Source organism: Muriicola soli (assembly GCF_004139715.1).
Classification (GTDB): domain Bacteria; phylum Bacteroidota; class Bacteroidia; order Flavobacteriales; family Flavobacteriaceae; genus Muriicola; species Muriicola soli.
Map to the genome: position 1 here is coordinate 2,820,217 of NZ_CP035544.1, position 17,959 is coordinate 2,838,175.

Genomic DNA, 17,959 nt, shown 5'->3' on the forward strand with positions numbered 1-17,959 from the left:
AATAATTTCCTATGCCTTAGTAAGAAAAGGCAACTCTTCGTTCTCCGTTCCTGCTCTGATAAGTCCTTTGGGGAATTAACCTTCTTTAAAAAGTTATTTTTACGCTGATTTTTTCTCCCTTCCTGTCTACAACTACTGTAGTGTTGTCTCCTTCTTCAAAGGCCGAAAGCGCACGCATATAACTCATCATATCTACTACTGTACTATCTCCCATTTGAACCACAACATCGCCTTTTTGCAATCCGGCTTTTTGTGCCGGTTTTTCTTCGCTTACCCCGTCGATGCGCATACCTTCCCCATCGAAGAGATAATCAGGAATCACTCCAAGAGCTACTTTAAAGCGAGGAACTTCTTCGCTCTCATTTTTGGTTTTCTGGAAGACCAGCTTATCATCGTCATTCAATTCTGCGATCACTTCCATGATATACGAAGTGATCTTTTCCATCCCTTCATAGTTGAGTTTGTCAGCATCATCTGTGGGCTTGTGGTAGTCCTCGTGCTGCCCTGTAAAGAAATGTAGGACTGGAATGTCCTGCAGGTAAAAAGAGGTGTGGTCTGAAGGGCCTACGCCGGATTCCTGGAGTACCAGTTCAAAGTCCTGATTTGAGGAATTGAGAACCTGAGGCCAAATTGGCGCTGTACCCGTACCGCTAACAGAAAGCACCTTGCTCTCTCTTAGTCGGCCCACCATGTCCATGTTGATCATATAATTCACCTTCTCAAGCTCCACTGTGGGGTTCTTTGCAAAGTAATTTGACCCCAGCAGGCCGATTTCCTCTCCTGAAAAAGCCATGAAAAGATAGTTATTGCCTTTGAGTTCACTCTCTTTGAGTTTTTTTGCCAACTGCATTAAGACGGCTACCCCGCTTGCATTGTCATCGGCCCCATTGTGGATGGCCGCGTCTCCCCGGTAGAGTGAGCCTTGGCCTCCCATCCCAAGATGGTCATAATGCGCTCCCAGGATAACTGTATTAGCCGCATTATTGTCTATAAAACCAATGACGTTTGTGCCCGTTATAGTGCTGTCTGAAGCTTCCACGTATTGTATTTCCTGATGGGGATCCTTTTTGGGTTTAAACGTAAAGGTTTGAAAGTAGGTGCCTGCATTTCCGGCAGGATCCAATCCTAATTCCTCCATCCTCCAGGACAGATAGCCCGCAGCCATAAGTTCATTCGCTGTGCCTGTTTCCCTCCCTTTTAGGGAATCACTGGCAAGGAAACTCACATCATCTCTTAGGGTATATACTTTTACCGGTTCTTGCTTGCAGGATAGAATTGCTACAAGAAAAACAAGCCAAATACTTTTTTTCATCATTTTTGAGGGTATTTTTGTGCAAAATTAGTCAACAAATGAGAAAAGTACTCCTTTTATTGGTGATAATAGCGGCCTTTAGTTGTAAATCAGAGCCAAAAAAAACTGATGCAGCCGCTGATACTACTACATCCCTGATGGCAGGATCGGACACCCTGATCTACCCTGAGGAAAAATATTTTAAATCCATCCGCCAGGTTACTTTTGGTGGTGACAATGCCGAGGCGTACTGGAGTTTTGACGACAGCATGCTCATCTTCCAGTCGAATAACAAAGACTGGGGTATGGAATGCGACCAGATCTTTTTGATGAACGCCGAGGATACTTTTCAGGACAGCATCCCTCCCATGATCAGCACAGGGATGGGAAGGACCACCTGTTCTTATTTCCTGCCAGACAATAAGCATTACGTCTATGGGTCTACGCACCTGGTAGATGAAGCCTGCCCCGAAGTACCTTTGCGGTCTGGCGGTAAATACGTCTGGCCCGTTTACGACTCCTTCGATATTTTTGTTGCTGATCTGGAGGGAAATATAGTAGACCAGTTAACTGACGAACCCGGTTATGACGCAGAAGCCACGGTCTCTCCCAAAGGAGACAAGATCGTTTTTACATCTATGAGAAGCGGAGACCTCGAACTATACACCATGAACCTCGATGGCACTGATGTGAAACAGATCACAGACGAATTAGGTTATGACGGGGGTGCATTTTTCTCCCCTGACGGAACCAAGATCATCTTCCGAGCCAGCAGACCTGAAACCGAAGAAGAAATTGCACAATACAAAGAATTACTCAGCAGAGGCCTGGTTCAACCTACCGAAATGGAACTTTTTATCTGCGACGCCGACGGCAGCAACCTGAAACAACTGACCTTTTTGGGCAATGCCAACTGGAGTCCCTTCTTCCATCCTTCCGGGGAAAAGATCTTGTTTTCCAGCAATTTTGAAGCTGAAGAAGGCTTCCCTTTTAATCTCTACTTTATAGATATTGACGGGAAAAATCTGGAACGGGTAACCCATGGCGAGACCTTTGACGCCTTCCCTGTCTTTTCCAATGATGGAAAATATCTGGCTTTTTCCAGCAATCGCAATAACGGTGGTACGAGGGATACCAACTTGTTTATCGCCGAGTGGCAGGAATAAGCAATTTTCGCACTATCTTTGCGGCTCTTTAAGATTGCGCAAGAAAAAGAAAATGAAACACATCAGGAACTTCTGTATCATCGCCCACATCGACCACGGGAAAAGTACCCTGGCCGATAGGTTGCTCGACTTTACCGGTTCGGTTACCGAGCGGGAAAAGAAAGAACAGCTCCTCGATAATATGGACCTGGAACGGGAACGGGGCATCACTATTAAAAGTCATGCCATCCAGATGGAGTACACCTATGAGGGTCAGCAGTATATTCTCAACCTTATCGATACTCCCGGCCATGTGGATTTTTCCTATGAAGTGTCGAGATCTATTGCCGCCTGTGAAGGCGCACTTCTGGTCGTTGATGCTGCCCAAAATATTCAAGCCCAGACCATTTCTAACCTCTACCTCGCCCTTGAGAATGATTTGGAGATCATCCCTGTCTTGAATAAAGTAGACCTGCCCAGTGCCAATCCGGAAGAGGTTACAGATGATATTGTAGACTTACTGGGATGCGATGCCGAAGAAGTAATACCGGCCAGTGCTAAAACCGGAATTGGGATAGAGGCCATCCTAAAAGCTATTATAGAACGGATTCCCGCCCCTGGTGGAAATGTGGATGAGCCGCTTCAGGCCCTGGTATTCGATTCTGTCTACAATCCTTTCCGCGGAGTAGAAACCTATTTCAGGGTGATCAACGGAGCAATTAAGAAGGGTCAGAAAATAAAATTTGTCGCTACCGGAAAGAGCTATTTCGCTGATGAGGTAGGGACCTTAAAGCTCACCCAACATCCCCGCCCCAGCATTAAAGCGGGTGATGTGGGATACCTTATTACAGGTATAAAAGATGCGCGGGAAGTAAAGGTGGGAGACACCATCACCGATGCAGATAACCCCACAAAAAATGCCATTGCCGGCTTTGAGGATGTAAAACCTATGGTATTTGCCGGGATATATCCTGTAGATACCGAAGATTTTGAAGAATTGCGGTCGTCTATGGAGAAATTACAGCTCAACGATGCCTCTCTGGTATTTACGCCTGAGAGTAGTGCTGCCCTGGGCTTTGGATTCCGCTGTGGCTTTCTGGGGATGCTCCATATGGAAATCATTCAGGAAAGGCTGGAACGGGAATTTGACATGACGGTCATTACTACGGTGCCCAATGTTAGTTATCAGGCTTTCACCCGAAAAGAACCGGATGCGCCTGTAATTGTCAACAATCCTTCCGATTTGCCAGACCCCTCAACCCTCGACAGGGTAGAAGAACCCTATATAAAAGCCACCATCATTACCAAATCAGATTACGTGGGGAATGTGATGTCACTCTGTATTGAAAAGCGGGGGCAGATCACCAATCAGACCTACCTCACAACCGAGCGGGTGGAGTTGAATTTTGACATGCCTTTGGCTGAAATCGTATTCGACTTTTACGACAGACTAAAAACGGTTTCCAGGGGCTATGCCTCGTTTGATTATGCCCCTATTGGGATGCGGGTATCTAAATTGGTGCGGGTTGATATCCTGCTAAATGCACAGCCCGTTGATGCTCTTTCTGCCTTGATTCACGCAGACAATGCAGCGAACATCGGGAAAAAGATGTGTGAGAAATTAAAGGAGCTTATCCCAAGGCAACAGTTTGACATTCCTATTCAGGCGGCCATTGGTGCTAAGATCATTTCAAGGGAAACCATCAAAGCCCTTCGAAAAGATGTAACTGCCAAATGTTATGGAGGAGATATTTCCAGAAAGCGTAAACTTCTCGAAAAACAGAAAAAAGGGAAAAAGAGGATGCGCCAGGTGGGTAATGTGGAAATACCGCAACAAGCCTTTATGGCCGTTTTAAAACTCAACGATTAACCCTGACTTTCTTCAGTTTTCTGTGTCTTTTCTGACTCAGCAGGCTTCTCGGCAGATTCAAAACGTTTCCCGAGATATACCAGTTTATACCCTTCTCCTATATCGGTAAAATCCTTACTAAAGGAAGGAATGATCTCCAGACCGCCTTCGGGATCCTTGAGAAATACTGGAATTATGTGGTCATCGGCCTTGGTGATCTCTATCAATCCTTCATAGTGCTCCTGGTCGTTCAGATCAATTTCGTGGATGGCCGGAAATTTTCGTGCTACTTCGGTAAGTTTTATAAAATCGTCTGTGTGCGAAAACAGCCCTTCTGCAGGATTGTTCTCCGGATCGTTCATCTCATCAGTATCTACCAGACGAAATGACCCGTTCTCGCCAAATTGCTTCCTGAATTTGTCAATAGCATATTTGTTGATCTCAGAGTTTCCGGTAAGCGCCATCAGATAACCCACGTCATTTAATTCAATATTATCTGTCAGAGTATCAGAATAAATATTGGCTACGATGGCGTCTAGACCCATTTTCTTGCATTTCTCAATATTGGTCTCGTTGTTGTCAATGACCACTACATGACGGTTGTTGTTTTTGAGGTAATTGGCAATGATACGCGAAACCTTACTTGCGCCAATCACCAATATACCTTCAGATCGCTCCAGGAAAACACCTACCCATTTGGCAAAGAGTCGCGCGGTGGTTGCATTCAGCAAAACGGTGCCCAGTACGATCATAAACACCAGAGGGGTAATGTATTCTGCCCCCGGTTCGCCTTTAGCCATCAACTTGGAGCCAAAAAGGGAGGCGATACCTGCAGCTACAATTCCCCTGGGGCCTACCCAGCCGATAAAGGCCTTTTCATTGAGTTTTAAGCCCGAGCCCCGGGTGCTGAGCAAAACGCCAATAGGCCTGATCAGAAATACAATCACCAAAAACAGTATGGCAGTGTTCCAATTGTAAATCAACTCCATATCGCTGATGTTGATATTCGCCGCCAAAAGTATAAACAGGATGGAGATCAGCAAGACGCTTAGTGATTCTTTAAAATAAAGCAGTTCCTTCAGGTTGGGAAGGTTCATATTTCCCATCACCATGCCCATAACCACCACAGCCAACAATCCTGATTCGTGGGCAAATACATCAGATTCTACAAACACCAGAAGAACAACTGAAAGGGAGACCACATTAAGTAAATAATGGGGGATCATATTCCTTTTGATGGCAAAAGCCAGGGCATGGGCAAAGGTAAAGCCGAAGGTGCAGCCAAAGAGCAGGATCTTTCCAAACTCGATCAGAGCCGTTTTGGTATAGGCCTGTCCTTCTCCTACACTGATAAACTCGAAGACCAGTACAGCAACCAACGCACCTATAGGGTCTATAAGGATTCCTTCCCATTTTAAAATGGCAGACAGATCTTTCCTCAAGGGAATGTTCCTTAAAATGGGGGTAATTACGGTAGGGCCGGTCACGATTACCAGGGCGGAAAATAAAAAGGACATCTGCCAGCTGAGGTCAAAAATAAAATGGGCCGCTATCCCGGCACCAAAAAAGGTAACCATAGTCCCAACTGTGATCAGTTTCGTAATCACCGGACCTACGTTGGAAATCTCGGATCGTTTTAAGGTAAGTCCGCCCTCAAACAGAATAACACTGATCGCAAGGGAGACAAAATAGTACAATCCTTCTCCGGGAAACAAGCCTTTTTCTCCATTCCATATGGGTTCGATGAGTTTTTGGCCATCCTCGGTGTAGAGGGTAGCTATGGGCCCCACAAGCAAGCCGATTAGAATCAGGGGCAGGATGGCGGGTAGCTTAAAGCGCCAGGCCACCCATTGTGCGATAATTCCCAAAATAATAATCCCTGCCAGTTCGATCATATCTCTTCTATTGCGCCAGGAAAAAAATATTTTCCCTTTTCTAATCTTGACAAATAAAAACAATATTCTACAAACCTCAAGCCCGCAGGCCCATAATTCCATTTTTAATGGGGCAGGCCATCCCGTGCTACTCTGGTTATTTATGCTATATTACGCTCCCATACTTAATCCCCTGTCGAAAATCCAGCCTTTTAAAACACTCTTATTCGGTTTTGCCTTCTCCCCTTCCCTGGAGGTCAATATTATGGAGGTCACCCGCATTGCATATTACTTCAATGCCAGGCTGATCCTTTTACACGTGGGGGAAAAGACGGCTGAGAAAGAAGCTCAAATAGAAGGATTGCTAAGGTCTGTTGAATATCCTGAAAACCATCTGGAAGTACACTGGATGGAAGGAAATCCGGTAAAGACTATTGTAAACGCCTGTTCAACTTTGGAAGTTGATCTCCTTGTTCTGGGAGCGCTTCAGCATGAAAATATGTATCAATTTTATGTGGGCACCATCGCCAGAAATCTTACCCGCAAGGTCAATTGTTCAGTCTTACTCATGATCAAGCCATCTGCCATCAGGGTGGCTTCACAGCATGTAGTGGTCAATGGCTTTGATGATCCCAGCACTCCCCTGGCATTGCTAAAAGCCTTTGAGATTTCCAATGTTCTGGGTGTACAGCAAATTACTATAGTGGAGGAGATCACGGAAAAAGAATTACATATTACGGTGGAAGACGACGAGACCTTAGAAAAGGCAGCTTTGCTTAAGGAGCAATTAAAACAAAAAGAGGAAGCAAGGGTAAGGCGCATTATTGAAAATATCCCTGATCATCTGAAATCAAATGTTGCGGTGAAAATTCAGAGCATCTTCGGGAAGCGGGGCTATTCCATAGGGCATTATGCTGAAGTGGTAAGGGCCGATTTGCTGGTGATGAATGCACCAAACAAGTCGGGTTTGCTCGATCGAATCTTCCCGCATGATATCGAGTACATCCTATCAGACCTACCCACGGACGTCCTAATTGTAAGAGATCGCAAATGACAGCACAAAAAAGTGATATCAGGGGTTTTGTAAAAAGCCTGCCCAAAAATATCTTCTCGGGTTTTGTGGTTTCTCTCATTGCCCTTCCTCTTGGGCTGGGACTTGCTCTGGCCAGTGAAGCACCGCCTATAGCCGGAATTATTCCCGCAGTTGTGGGGGTATTCTGGTGGCCATTCTTGGTGGGTCTCATGTGACTATCACAGGGCCCGGAAATGGCCTGGTCATCGTTTTATTGGGTGCGATCACAACCCTGGGTGGTGGTGATCTTTACCAGGGCTATCTCTTTACCCTGGCTGCAGTGATCTGTTCAGGGTTTTATTGATGTTGTTGGGATTTCTGAAAATGGGCCGACTTGCAGATTTTTTTCCGGCTTCAACTATTCAGGGTATGCTGGCGGCCATAGGGATAGGGATCCTGGCTAAGCAATTCCATATCATGATTGGCCATAACAATGAGGCGGGGAATATCATGACCCTGCTGCTGCATATCCCCTCCGGATTGTATTCCCTCTGGGACACTGATAGCAGTAGCATTGTTTCAGCCGCCATCGTAGGGGTGGTCAGTTTGCTTATTATGATATTCTACGGGAAGATAAGGAGTAAGTGGGTGCATCTTGTTCCGGCCCCGATGTGGATCCTTTTACTCTCAATCGGCTTCCACTCCTTTTGCTCGTTCTTTGCCCTTGCATACCCAATAGATAAAAGTTTACTGATCCCCATACCTGAAAACGTCTTAGCCTCTCTGGCTTTTCCCGATTTTGGCATCGCCTTGAATCAAAAATTTATTTTCGCTGTTTTTGCCATCACCCTTATCGCAGGAATTGAATCTTTACTGAGTATAAAAGCTGTTGACCGACTCGATCCTGCGAATCGGCATTCCAATGTAAACAAGGATCTGAAAGCCCTGGGCCTCGCCACAGTGATCAGCGGGTTCTTGGGCGGACTCAATGTGGTTACGGTGATCGCGCGGAGTTCGGTTAATGTGAATACCGGAGCTACCAATCGCTCCTCCAATTTTTTTCACGCGGTATTTTTACTGGCCTTTGTTTTGCTGTTTCAGGAGCAGCTGCGGAAAATCCCGCTATCGGCCCTGGCTGCCATCCTGGTATACACGGGTTACAAACTGGCAACTCCAGCCCTTGTAAAACGAATTGCGGGCGTGGGAAAAGAGCAAATCCTTATTTTCTTTGCCACGGTTTTTGCCACCCTGCTAACGAATCTCATTACCGGAATTGCCGTGGGAATCCTTGTCACCTTTGTTATCCACATCCTGATCAACAAGAGTGTGTTGCTTTTTATCACCCACCTCTTTAAGCCCAATATCCTGATGTTCAGAGAGGCGGACGGAGGTAATTATTTTATTAGCGTAAAGTATTTCTGCAGCTTCCTGAATTATTACAAACTCAAAAACAAGCTGGACGCGATCCGCGAAACAGAAGAGGTGGTCGTCGATTTTTCTATGTGTGGATTTGTGGACCACACTGTATTGGAAGGTCTGGAAAATTACCGGGAAGTCTTTGATCTCAAAGGCGGACATATGGAGCTAATTGGTCTCGACAAGCATGAAACGGACTCGATGCACCCTTCAGCCATCCGCAAAATGATCCCGCTTAAGGCCCTGAAACCCATTGAGTGGTATTTTACAAGACGACAGGAAGACCTCAAGGCAACGGCGGCTGACTTTGGCTGGAAGTACGTCCCTAAAAAGCAATCGGATACCGCTTTTCTACGAGAGTTTGTGTTTTTTAGCTCTCGGCATATCCCGTATTGCTACAATCAACTTTCTGATGAAAAAAACAAGGCCTCTGTTTTTGATGTGGAATTCACAGAAGGTGAATTTATTGCAAAGGAGGTGATCAAGGCAACGGTAATGTATATTCCCCTGCCTGCTCCCGGGCCTGTTTTCACATTGGACAAAGAGGGCTTGTTGAGCTTGTTATACAACCTCAGTGGTTCCGAAGAAGTGGAAGTGCCCAATCATCCCGATTTCAGCAAAAGGTTTCGCTTGGGCGGAGAGGATCCACTAATCGTCTCTAAACTCTTTTCTGACGAACTGGTGCTGTTCCTGGAAAGTAATCCTTACTACCATGTGGAATCGAATGGAAATGCCCTGCTTATTCTCAAAAAGGAGCGGCTGCTCAGTGTAAAAGAGGTGAAGCGCATGATCTACTTTGGGCAACAGTTTAAAAAAATCCTGTTGCAAGGCGCTAATGCTCAATGAATTGTTAAAATACAGGCCTAAAAGAAGTTATCGGCTGCTCTTTTCTTAATTTGCGCCCTGTTTTGCGCAATTCATGAAGTTATATCCAATTGAGGCAGGGAATTTTAAATTAGACGGAGGGGCTATGTTTGGTGTAGTGCCGAAATCCCTGTGGCAGAAAACAAATCCTGCAGATAGTAACAACATGATCGATATTGCGGCCAGATGCCTTTTAATTGAGGACGCTGACCGACTTATCCTGATCGATACCGGGATGGGCAACAAGCAATCCGATAAGTTTTTCAGTTACTACTCCCGCTGGGGCGATTTTTCACTCGATACTTCTCTGAAGAAAGCCGGATTTCACCGGGATGATATAACCGATGTCTTTATGACTCATCTCCACTTTGATCATTGCGGAGGTAGTGTAAAATGGAACGATGAGCATACCGGCTATGAACCCACATTTAAAAATGCTGTATTCTGGACGAACGAACCCCATTGGCAATGGGCGACAGAACCCAACGCCAGGGAGAAAGCTTCTTTCCTCAAGGAAAATTTGATACCCATGGAGGAAAGCGGGCAGCTTGCTTTTGTAGAGATACCGGATTCCGCCTACGGCTCATCTGCAGAACTTAATTTCGACATACTATATGTCAATGGACACACAGACAAACAGATGATCCCCCACATTAAGTACAAGGGTAAAACCCTGGTCTTTATGGCTGATCTCCTGCCTACTGTGGGGCATATTCCCTTGCCGTATGTAATGGGATATGACACTCGCCCCCTGCTTACCCTTCCCGAAAAAGAGGCCTTTCTCAAAAAGGCAGCAGACGGGGAATATTATTTATTTCTGGAGCATGATGCGCATCAGGAGATCTGTACGCTGCAGCACACCGAAAAGGGGGTGCGCTTAAAAAACACCTACTCTTTTGATGAAGTATTTTCATAAATCCTTTCTGCCGGTTTTTTTAATGCTGGGATGCTTCTGTGCAGCCTATGCCTTTCAGAGCTCAGACCTCACTTCGGAATTTAGTTTTACAGAAGGGATTGAAGGTCCTGCTGTAAGCCGGGACGGAATGCTCTTTGCGGTTAATTATAAAGAGCAGGGAACCATTGGAAGGGTCAATGACAAAGGAGAGGCCGAAGTTTACCTTCACCTACCCGAAGGTAGTATAGGAAATGGCATACGCTTTGATAAAGAACAGCATATGTACATCGCCGATTATGCAGGACATAAGGTATACAGGGTGCAAAAAGACGCAAGAACCCCTGAATTATGGGTTGAAAGTACTGAAATGAATCAGCCTAACGACCTGGCGCTTGCAGACTCGGGGGTGATCTACCTAAGCGATCCCAACTGGGAGGATGGTACCGGTAACCTGTGGATGGTACCCGAAGCCGGGAAGCTGGTTTTGCTGGAAGCCAATATGGGCACCACAAATGGAATTGAGGTGAGTCCGGAAGGAAAATACCTCTATGTAAATGAATCTGTACAAAGAAAAGTATGGAAATACAAGATTTTGCCTGATGGGACCGTTTCTGAAAAAGCACTTTTAATTGCCTTTGATGACCATGGCCTGGACGGGATGCGGTGTGATAAAGAAGGTAATTTACTCATTACGCGTTACGGAAAAGGTACGGTTGTAATGGTGTCACCGGCAGGAAAAGTACTTGGAGAATTCACCCTGAAAGGAAAAAATCCTTCAAACCTTGCCTTTGGCGGGAAAGATGGAAAAACAGTATATGTTACCATGGCCGACCGCGGATGTGTTGAAGTGATCCGGGTGCCAAATAAAGGAAGTTATTATAGTAAAATACATTAAAATGAAAGTGATGATTAAGAAAGTGAAAATGCTTGCTGTGCTCCTGGGTTACGGCATGTTGCTGCTGGGATGTGGCAGTATTAATATCGTATCTACCCCCATCGAAAACATCGATGCGGTTCCCTTGAAGGTTTCGGCGTTGACCGAAGAAGAAAAACAGTCCTGGGGTCATGCCGACCTGTTGACCGATACGATCCCGGGGATGAGCGTAGATCGGGCATACGAAGAGCTCATCGGGAATAAGAAGGGAAATAAGGTTATTGTAGCTGTGCTCGACTCCGGAATCGATCTCAATCACGAAGATCTGGATGACGTTATCTGGACTAACCGGGACGAAAAACCTGGAAATGGCATTGACGACGACGGAAACGGCTATGTAGACGATGTGCATGGGTATAATTTCCTGGGCGAAGCCTATAACGAACAACTTGAACTCACGCGCATCCTTAGGTTGAATTTAGGTGATGAAGCATTGCGAGCTAAGGCAAAGAAGAAGTTGGATGAAGAGCTGAAAGAAGCCACAGAAACCCGGCAGATGATCCTCAGTACAAAACAACAGACTGAGCAGATCTTAGACGTAGTGAAAAAATCTCATAAAGCGGTAAGTCAGAAACTGGGGAAGGAAAACTACACCAAAGGAGAAGTCGCCGCGATCAGCACAACAGATCCAAGTTTGCAGCGAAGTATGAACGTGGTTCAGCAAATGTTTGGTTATGGCGAAAGCATTCCCCAGGTAATTGGTCTAATAGAAGGGGATATTGAACGAGCAGATGAAGGCCTGGCTTATTTCAACGAAAAGATCGATTATCACCTCAATGTTGACTTCAATGGCCGGGCGGCTGTAGGGGATGATCCTTATGATATCACTGACACAGATTATGGTAATGGCAATGTTTCCAACCGCGTAGAAGATGAAAGTCATGGCACCCATGTAGCCGGCATCATTGCTGCTGAGCGAAATAACGGTCTTGGGGCCAATGGCGTGGCCAACAATGTGGAAATTATGAGTTTAAGGGCGGTGCCTAATGGTGATGAATACGATAAAGATATTGCTCTTGCCATCAGATATGCCGTAGACAACGGGGCTAAAATCATCAATGGCAGTTTTGGTAAAGCTTTTAGTCCGAAAGCAGAATGGGTTTACGAGGCGATCAAATACGCGGCTGACAATGATGTCCTTATTGTTCATGCGGCCGGTAACGATGGCTTAGACATGGACAAACCGACTAATGAAGGTTATCCAAATGATCACAAAAACAGTGAGAGTGAATACGCCGATAATCTAATTACCGTTGGAGCGATAAACGACACTTACGGCTCCGAGATGGTGGCTTCGTTCTCTAATTACGGATCGAATAATGTGGATGTATTTGCCCCGGGAGGCTCAGTATATTCTACCATCCCAGGGAGTGAATATAAGTTTGAGGGAGGAACGTCCATGGCGGCACCTGCTGTTAGCGGGGTTGCGGCATTAATCCGCTCCTATTACCCAAGACTCAGCGCCGCTGAAGTAAAAAAGATCCTAATGGATTCGGGCCTTAGCACAAAGCTTGAGGTGGTTGTTGCCGGTGATCCTGGTAAGGCCAGGGCTTTTGACAAGATGTCCAGATCCGGGAAAATCGTCAATGCCTACAACGCTCTTATCATGGCTCAAAAAGTGTCAGATTCCAAATCAAAATTACCGTAAAATGAGAACGCAAATCAAATGCATACTCCTTATTTTTTCCATCATCTTCCTCGGAAATTTCAGCAATGCCCAGAACAACTATCCGTATTGGCAACAGGCTGTGGATTATACCATGGAGGTGGATATGGATGTTGAAACTTTCGGGTATACAGGATCACAGACCCTGAAATACACCAACAATTCTCCTGACACTTTAAACAGAGTGTTCTATCATATGTATTTCAATGCTTTCCAGCCGGGAAGTGAGATGGATATCAGATTGCAAACTATTTCTGATCCTGACGATAGGATGGTGGAAGATGGCAAAAGCAGGATCGCCCAATTAGGCCCAGATGAAATTGGTTATCTCAGAGCTTTGTCCCTTACTCAGGATGGGGAGTCGGTTTCTTACGAATTAGAGGGAACTGTCCTGGTCGTAGATCTGAACCATCCCATAGCCCCTGCTTCATCCACTACCCTGGAGATGAATTTTGAAGGACAGGTGCCCGTGCAGATCAGACGGTCCGGGAGGAACAACAAGGAAGGCATAGCGCTATCTATGAGTCAGTGGTATCCGAAATTGGCAGAATACGACTTTGAAGGTTGGCATGCCGATCCCTACATCGCCAGGGAATTCCACGGCGTTTGGGGCGATTTTGATGTAAAGATCACGCTCGACAAGGAGTATACCATAGGAGGTTCGGGATATTTGCAAAACCCGGATGAAATAGGCCACGGCTACGAAACCCCTGGAGCCAAGGTGAAGAAAACAAGAGGAAAGACACTAACATGGCATTTTAAAGCGCCTATGGTCCACGACTTTATGTGGGCTGCAGATCCAGATTATATTCACGATACGCTTCCGATAGAGGGCGGGCCTACGCTGCATTTTTTCTATAAGAACAAGCCAGAGATCCTGGAAAACTGGAAAAATCTTCAGCCTAAAACAGCAGAAGCAATGCGCTTCTTTAATGAAAACGTGGGGCCTTATCCTTATGAACAGTATTCTGTTATTCAGGGAGGAGATGGTGGAATGGAATACGCCATGAGCACCCTTATAACGGGAGAGCGTAAGTTTGGTAGCCTGGTAGGCGTTATGGTCCACGAATTGGCGCATTCCTGGTTTCAACATGTTTTGGCCACTAACGAAGCAAAGCATGAGTGGATGGATGAAGGCTTTACCAGCTTTATTTCCAGTCTGTGTATGAACACTATTATGAATGAGCAAAAGCCGAATCCCTTCAAAGGATCCTATGACGGCTATTATGAACTAGTAGGTTCAGGAATGGAGCAGCCACAGAGTACACACGCAGACCGCTTTGAGGTTAACTTCGCTTATGGTAAATCTGCCTACAGCAAGGGAGCTGTCTTTCTGGCCCAACTGGGGTATGTCATTGGGCAGGATAAATTGATGGCCACTCTGAAAAAATATTACAATGATTTTAAGTTCAAACATCCTACTCCAAACGACATCAAGCGTACGGCAGAAAAAATATCCGGGATAGAATTAGACTGGTATCTCACGGATTGGTCTCAGACGACCAATACTATTGACTACGGGATCAAATCGGTGACTGAAGCGGGAAGCGGCACCGAGATAATACTAGAGCGAATAGGCCTTATGCCTATGCCATTGGATATCCTGGTGGTATACAATGATGGCAGTCAGGAAACCATCTATATCCCCTTGAGGATGATGCGGGGTGAAAAGGAAAATCCTTACGGCCAGGTGAAGCGCACAGTAATTGAAGATTGGCCCTGGGCTTATCCCAACTATAGTTTTGAGATCGCACAACCTATTTCAAATATCAGAGCTGTGGTGATAGACCCATCTCAATTAATGGCTGATGTGCAGATCAACAATAATCTTTGGGTGGCTGAATAGCAACAGGCGGAATCAGAACCAGGGAGCATCTTTATAAAGTTCGTTTCTTGCAACCTTTTCCCTGTTTTTGATCAGTAAATGCTCGCTATCCAGTGTCCTGTTTCGATACCCGAGCAAGTGAAAGATCGCCTTACTGTAGTAGCGGGCAACCCTGAGGTTTACAATTAACTGTGATTTGGATTTGTCTTTCCAGGATACACCGGGCAGGCTTGCCAGTAAATAATCTGCCTTGACTTTTCTCAGGAGGCTCGAAATACCAAGGATCCATTTGGGAATGCGCTTGATCATAAAAAACCCTTCCGCGCCTTGCTTCTGATAAAGGGGCATAAAGAGAATTCCTTTTTTGGTAGTAGCCACAGTTTTGCCATTGTGACTTGCGAGAGTTGTGCCCTTGGGAACCAACTCGAAACTTTCAAAGCCCGGTTCCATAGTATAGGAATCCTGGGGTTCAATGGCATAACGTTCCGTGATCTCATAAAAACTGCGGTTATTCGCAGCAGATTGCTTCAGTTGTTGCAGGCAATTCTTATATTGTTTTAAAGATTCACCGGCTAATGCTCCGGAATTTACAAGGCACAACCAGAAAAATGCAATGCTGTTGATTTTAGCTTCTTCGCTGGCATGCTGACCTGATTCGAATCCCACGGCTACATAGCCATACTCATTGATATAATTCAAAACGGGGCCTTCCAGGTATTCTTCTATTCCCAAAATGATAGGCACGGGAAACTGACGTGCAAACTTCCTGTTGATCATGGCGTCGTTGATGGTAATAAAAGGAAGGGTTTTACTGGAGGTGGTATGAAAGTCGATAAAATAAAATGGCTCCTGATGTGCTGTGAGCAAGTCTCTGATTACCTCAAGAATTGCCAGCATTTGCTGGTCTTCTGAAGTGACATTTTTAGGGGTGCCCTCTTCCATTTCCCGGATTTCTTCCTTCAGCCATATCCGGTTGAGGTCTCTGTCGAGATAGCGTTTTTTCTGCAGTAGAGCGGGGATGTTTCCGGCAATTCCGTAGATGTTTCCCTTAACGGGAAGGGGATCTCTGTTGAGCTCTTTAAAGACGTGCTCAAGCGCCTGTATGCCTGAAGGTTCATTTCCGTGTACTCCTCCAAAAAAGACAAGTACAGGGCCGGGCTCCTTGCCTTTGACATGGCCGATTATCCTTTTCATACGTGTGTCACGAGGGGTGATAATTTCAGTCATCAATTACAGGTCGTTACTCGTAATAATTCCTACCAGTTTTTTGCCCTTTACGACAGGAAGGCAATGGATATTGTTTTCTTCCATCATACTCTTAGCCTTGCTTAAGGGTACGTCCTCAGTAACGGTAACCAGGTCGGTTTTCATGATATCCCTTAGGCTTTCGGGTCGGTCTTCGGGATTTTGCTGGTAGTGCTCTACATCTACCCAGCTAAGCAAGCCTGCCAGGTTGAGGTTATCGTCGAGGATTGGAGCGTGGTGAATATTTTTCCACAACATCATCTTCAGGACCAATTCCGGACTGTCGATGTCCTGCGCGGTGATCGTCCTGGTATTCATGCGATCGCCAACGGTTACTTTTTTCTTAGGGATTTGGTATTCATCTCCCCTGGGTAATTGCCAGGCGTCTACTGCGTATCGTTTTTCCTGCCTTTCGTACATTGTGGCAACAAGAATTCTAAGGGCCTCAGAAGGTTTGTTCTCTTTCTGAAGTTTCCGGTAGGCTTCAATCATCCAGCGCGATCCTGTTTGCGACTTTATCCTCCTTTCTATAATAGAAAGATAGTGCTCTGCATCCCTAGGCTCTACATTCATGCTATATAAGCCCCTGAAAGCCATCGGGAGCAGATGATCTAGAAGGAGGTCCTTACTGCTAATGAGTTTGCCTTCCCAGTAGAATTGCGAACTCATCCCATATCTGGCGGCACTAAAAAAATTGCTTTTGACATCCTTAAAGTCCATTTTAGTATGGATATTATCTAATGATTTAGGTCTGCCGTGCATTAGTCCCACCCAGAACATCATATTGGCAATTTCATCTTCCGTAGTAGGGCCGGAAGGCATATATCTGTTTTCTATTCGCACGTGGGGCTTGCCATCGGTAATCCCGTAGCAAAGTCGGTTCCAGCGATAGGTAGTGCCGTTGTGAAGTGCTAAGGCCTTGAGCTTGGGTATTTCTCCCTGATGAAACTGCGTTAGGCTGTCTGTATCAAAATCAGTGGAAACGAGACTTCTAAAATTAACCACCGCATTTTTATAATAATCCGCAACAGAGCCCGATACCCAATCCTGGCCAAAATTAACCCGGGATTCCTTTTCATTTAGTATAAAAGTGCTTCTTCGTGTGTCAACACTTTGAGTAAAGAGGGCAATCCGTGTTTCTTCCCAGAGTTCTTTCCCCATCAGAAGAGGTGAATTAGCACAAATGGAAAGTACAGGGCCGGCGATGGCCTGTGACCAATTGTAAGTGTCTGCAAAATGCTCAGGGTCGATCTGCAGGTGTGCCTGAAAACTCGTATTACAACCCTCGTATAGAATGGTGTCGTGATGAAGATTTACCTCATCAACGCCTTTGATATGTAATTCTATATCATCCTTGCGGATGGCCCGGATAGCTTCGTTGAGAACCTTATACCTTTCCACCGGGGTCATGTAATCGTAATGCAAGTACTTATATGAGATTGTCGGCAATATTCCAGTCAGAATCACTTTCGCTTTATGCTTTGCTGCCGCATCTTTGGCGACAGACATCAGGCTGTTGAGCTGTTTGTTAAGCTCAGAAAAACAAGTCCCCTCCAGTTTAATCGGATCGAGATTGAGTTCCAGATTGTATTTGTTGAGCTCCGAAGTAAAATGCCCATCGGCAATGTCTTTGAGAATGGTGGTGCCAAGGTCAGAAGGATCCCAGGTTTCGTCCACCAGGCAAAACTCCTGCTCTGCTCCAATGTGAATGGGCTTTGCTGAAAAGAGGCCCTTATTTAGCATAAGCTCAAGGGCTTCGATGTCCTTAAGCAGATGATCTATGTATTCCTTTTTGTCTTCGTGATTATTAATCTTTCGAACGATTTTTTCTCCCATAACGACTCATTTGTTCTTGTGCATGAAACAGGACCACAAGATACCGCCTTGGCAATGGTAAAAATATGACAATTATCATTCCCTCTGCACAAGCTAATTCTTGCTAT

At 45.5% G+C, this 17,959-nt stretch carries 14 protein-coding genes; 10 read left to right on the plus strand and 4 right to left on the minus strand.

Translation table 11 applies throughout. The features are described from left to right. Positions 1–85: 85 nt before the first annotated feature. Positions 86–1,312 (minus strand): DUF4910 domain-containing protein, encoded by a 1,227-nt coding sequence (locus EQY75_RS12880; RefSeq protein ID WP_129607110.1) that lies wholly within the window; start codon positions 1,310–1,312, stop codon positions 86–88. Positions 1,313–1,350: 38 nt separating this feature from the next. Here EQY75_RS12880 and EQY75_RS12885 point away from each other — a divergent pair, with 38 nt between their 5' ends. Both EQY75_RS12885 and lepA read left to right on the plus strand, forming a co-directional pair. Further along, on the plus strand, positions 1,351–2,457 hold the full coding sequence (locus EQY75_RS12885; protein WP_129606489.1) for a TolB-like translocation protein: 1,107 nt from the start codon (positions 1,351–1,353) through the stop codon (positions 2,455–2,457). A gap of 52 nt (positions 2,458–2,509) precedes the next feature. Further along, positions 2,510–4,306 (plus strand): translation elongation factor 4, encoded by a 1,797-nt coding sequence (lepA, locus tag EQY75_RS12890; protein WP_129606491.1) that lies wholly within the window; start codon positions 2,510–2,512, stop codon positions 4,304–4,306. Here the strand turns inward: lepA and EQY75_RS12895 are convergent. Continuing rightward, positions 4,303–6,180 (minus strand): cation:proton antiporter, encoded by a 1,878-nt coding sequence (locus EQY75_RS12895; RefSeq protein ID WP_129606493.1) that lies wholly within the window; start codon positions 6,178–6,180, stop codon positions 4,303–4,305. The two genes, lepA and EQY75_RS12895, sit on opposite strands and share 4 nt — an antisense overlap. A gap of 142 nt (positions 6,181–6,322) precedes the next feature. Here EQY75_RS12895 and EQY75_RS12900 point away from each other — a divergent pair, with 142 nt between their 5' ends. The 8 genes from EQY75_RS12900 to EQY75_RS12925 all read left to right on the plus strand — a co-directional run bounded on the left by EQY75_RS12900 (position 6,323) and on the right by EQY75_RS12925 (position 14,792). Further along, a complete protein-coding gene (locus EQY75_RS12900; protein ID WP_129606495.1) occupies positions 6,323–7,213 on the plus strand; it encodes a universal stress protein in 891 nt (296 codons plus the stop codon). After that, positions 7,210–7,407, plus strand: coding sequence for a SulP family inorganic anion transporter (locus EQY75_RS14520; RefSeq protein ID WP_342774005.1), 198 nt, complete (start codon positions 7,210–7,212; stop codon positions 7,405–7,407). Before EQY75_RS12900 ends, EQY75_RS14520 begins: the two co-directional genes overlap by 4 nt. Continuing rightward, positions 7,404–7,535 (plus strand): hypothetical protein, encoded by a 132-nt coding sequence (locus EQY75_RS14525; protein WP_342774006.1) that lies wholly within the window; start codon positions 7,404–7,406, stop codon positions 7,533–7,535. Before EQY75_RS14520 ends, EQY75_RS14525 begins: the two co-directional genes overlap by 4 nt. A gap of 5 nt (positions 7,536–7,540) precedes the next feature. Then, positions 7,541–9,433 (plus strand): SulP family inorganic anion transporter, encoded by a 1,893-nt coding sequence (locus EQY75_RS12905; RefSeq protein ID WP_342774007.1) that lies wholly within the window; start codon positions 7,541–7,543, stop codon positions 9,431–9,433. A 73-nt stretch (positions 9,434–9,506) separates the two neighbouring features. Continuing rightward, entirely contained in the window at positions 9,507–10,367 is an 861-nt protein-coding gene (locus EQY75_RS12910; protein ID WP_129606497.1) for an MBL fold metallo-hydrolase, read from the plus strand. After that, the gene (locus EQY75_RS12915) at positions 10,351–11,241 is read left to right on the plus strand and encodes an SMP-30/gluconolactonase/LRE family protein (protein ID WP_129606499.1); all 891 of its coding nucleotides are present in this window, start codon (positions 10,351–10,353) and stop codon (positions 11,239–11,241) included. The genes EQY75_RS12910 and EQY75_RS12915 overlap by 17 nt, the downstream gene beginning before the upstream one ends. 1 nt (position 11,242) lies before the next feature. Next, on the plus strand, positions 11,243–12,928 hold the full coding sequence (locus EQY75_RS12920; protein ID WP_129606501.1) for a S8 family peptidase: 1,686 nt from the start codon (positions 11,243–11,245) through the stop codon (positions 12,926–12,928). Position 12,929: 1 nt separating this feature from the next. Further along, the gene (locus EQY75_RS12925) at positions 12,930–14,792 is read left to right on the plus strand and encodes a M1 family metallopeptidase (RefSeq protein ID WP_129606503.1); all 1,863 of its coding nucleotides are present in this window, start codon (positions 12,930–12,932) and stop codon (positions 14,790–14,792) included. Positions 14,793–14,804: 12 nt separating this feature from the next. Here EQY75_RS12925 and EQY75_RS12930 read toward each other — a convergent pair whose 3' ends face one another. Continuing rightward, a complete protein-coding gene (locus tag EQY75_RS12930; protein ID WP_246019888.1) occupies positions 14,805–15,965 on the minus strand; it encodes a succinylglutamate desuccinylase/aspartoacylase family protein in 1,161 nt (386 codons plus the stop codon). A gap of 36 nt (positions 15,966–16,001) precedes the next feature. Next, on the minus strand, positions 16,002–17,852 hold the full coding sequence (locus EQY75_RS12935; RefSeq protein ID WP_129606507.1) for a CBS domain-containing protein: 1,851 nt from the start codon (positions 17,850–17,852) through the stop codon (positions 16,002–16,004). Positions 17,853–17,959 lie beyond the last annotated feature (107 nt).

What these genes read in the sequence shown, in the direction of transcription:
- EQY75_RS12880 (WP_129607110.1), bottom strand. Translation starts at nt 1,312, where the DNA reads ATGAAAAAAAGTATTTGGCTTGTTTTTCTTGTAGCAATTCTATCCTGC.
- EQY75_RS12885 (WP_129606489.1), top strand. Translation starts at nt 1,351, where the DNA reads ATGAGAAAAGTACTCCTTTTATTGGTGATAATAGCGGCCTTTAGTTGT.
- lepA (WP_129606491.1), top strand. Translation starts at nt 2,510, where the DNA reads ATGAAACACATCAGGAACTTCTGTATCATCGCCCACATCGACCACGGG.
- EQY75_RS12895 (WP_129606493.1), bottom strand. Translation starts at nt 6,180, where the DNA reads ATGATCGAACTGGCAGGGATTATTATTTTGGGAATTATCGCACAATGG.
- EQY75_RS12900 (WP_129606495.1), top strand. Translation starts at nt 6,323, where the DNA reads ATGCTATATTACGCTCCCATACTTAATCCCCTGTCGAAAATCCAGCCT.
- EQY75_RS14520 (WP_342774005.1), top strand. Translation starts at nt 7,210, where the DNA reads ATGACAGCACAAAAAAGTGATATCAGGGGTTTTGTAAAAAGCCTGCCC.
- EQY75_RS12910 (WP_129606497.1), top strand. Translation starts at nt 9,507, where the DNA reads ATGAAGTTATATCCAATTGAGGCAGGGAATTTTAAATTAGACGGAGGG.
- EQY75_RS12915 (WP_129606499.1), top strand. Translation starts at nt 10,351, where the DNA reads ATGAAGTATTTTCATAAATCCTTTCTGCCGGTTTTTTTAATGCTGGGA.
- EQY75_RS12920 (WP_129606501.1), top strand. Translation starts at nt 11,243, where the DNA reads ATGAAAGTGATGATTAAGAAAGTGAAAATGCTTGCTGTGCTCCTGGGT.
- EQY75_RS12925 (WP_129606503.1), top strand. Translation starts at nt 12,930, where the DNA reads ATGAGAACGCAAATCAAATGCATACTCCTTATTTTTTCCATCATCTTC.
- EQY75_RS12930 (WP_246019888.1), bottom strand. Translation starts at nt 15,965, where the DNA reads ATGAAAAGGATAATCGGCCATGTCAAAGGCAAGGAGCCCGGCCCTGTA.
- EQY75_RS12935 (WP_129606507.1), bottom strand. Translation starts at nt 17,852, where the DNA reads ATGGGAGAAAAAATCGTTCGAAAGATTAATAATCACGAAGACAAAAAG.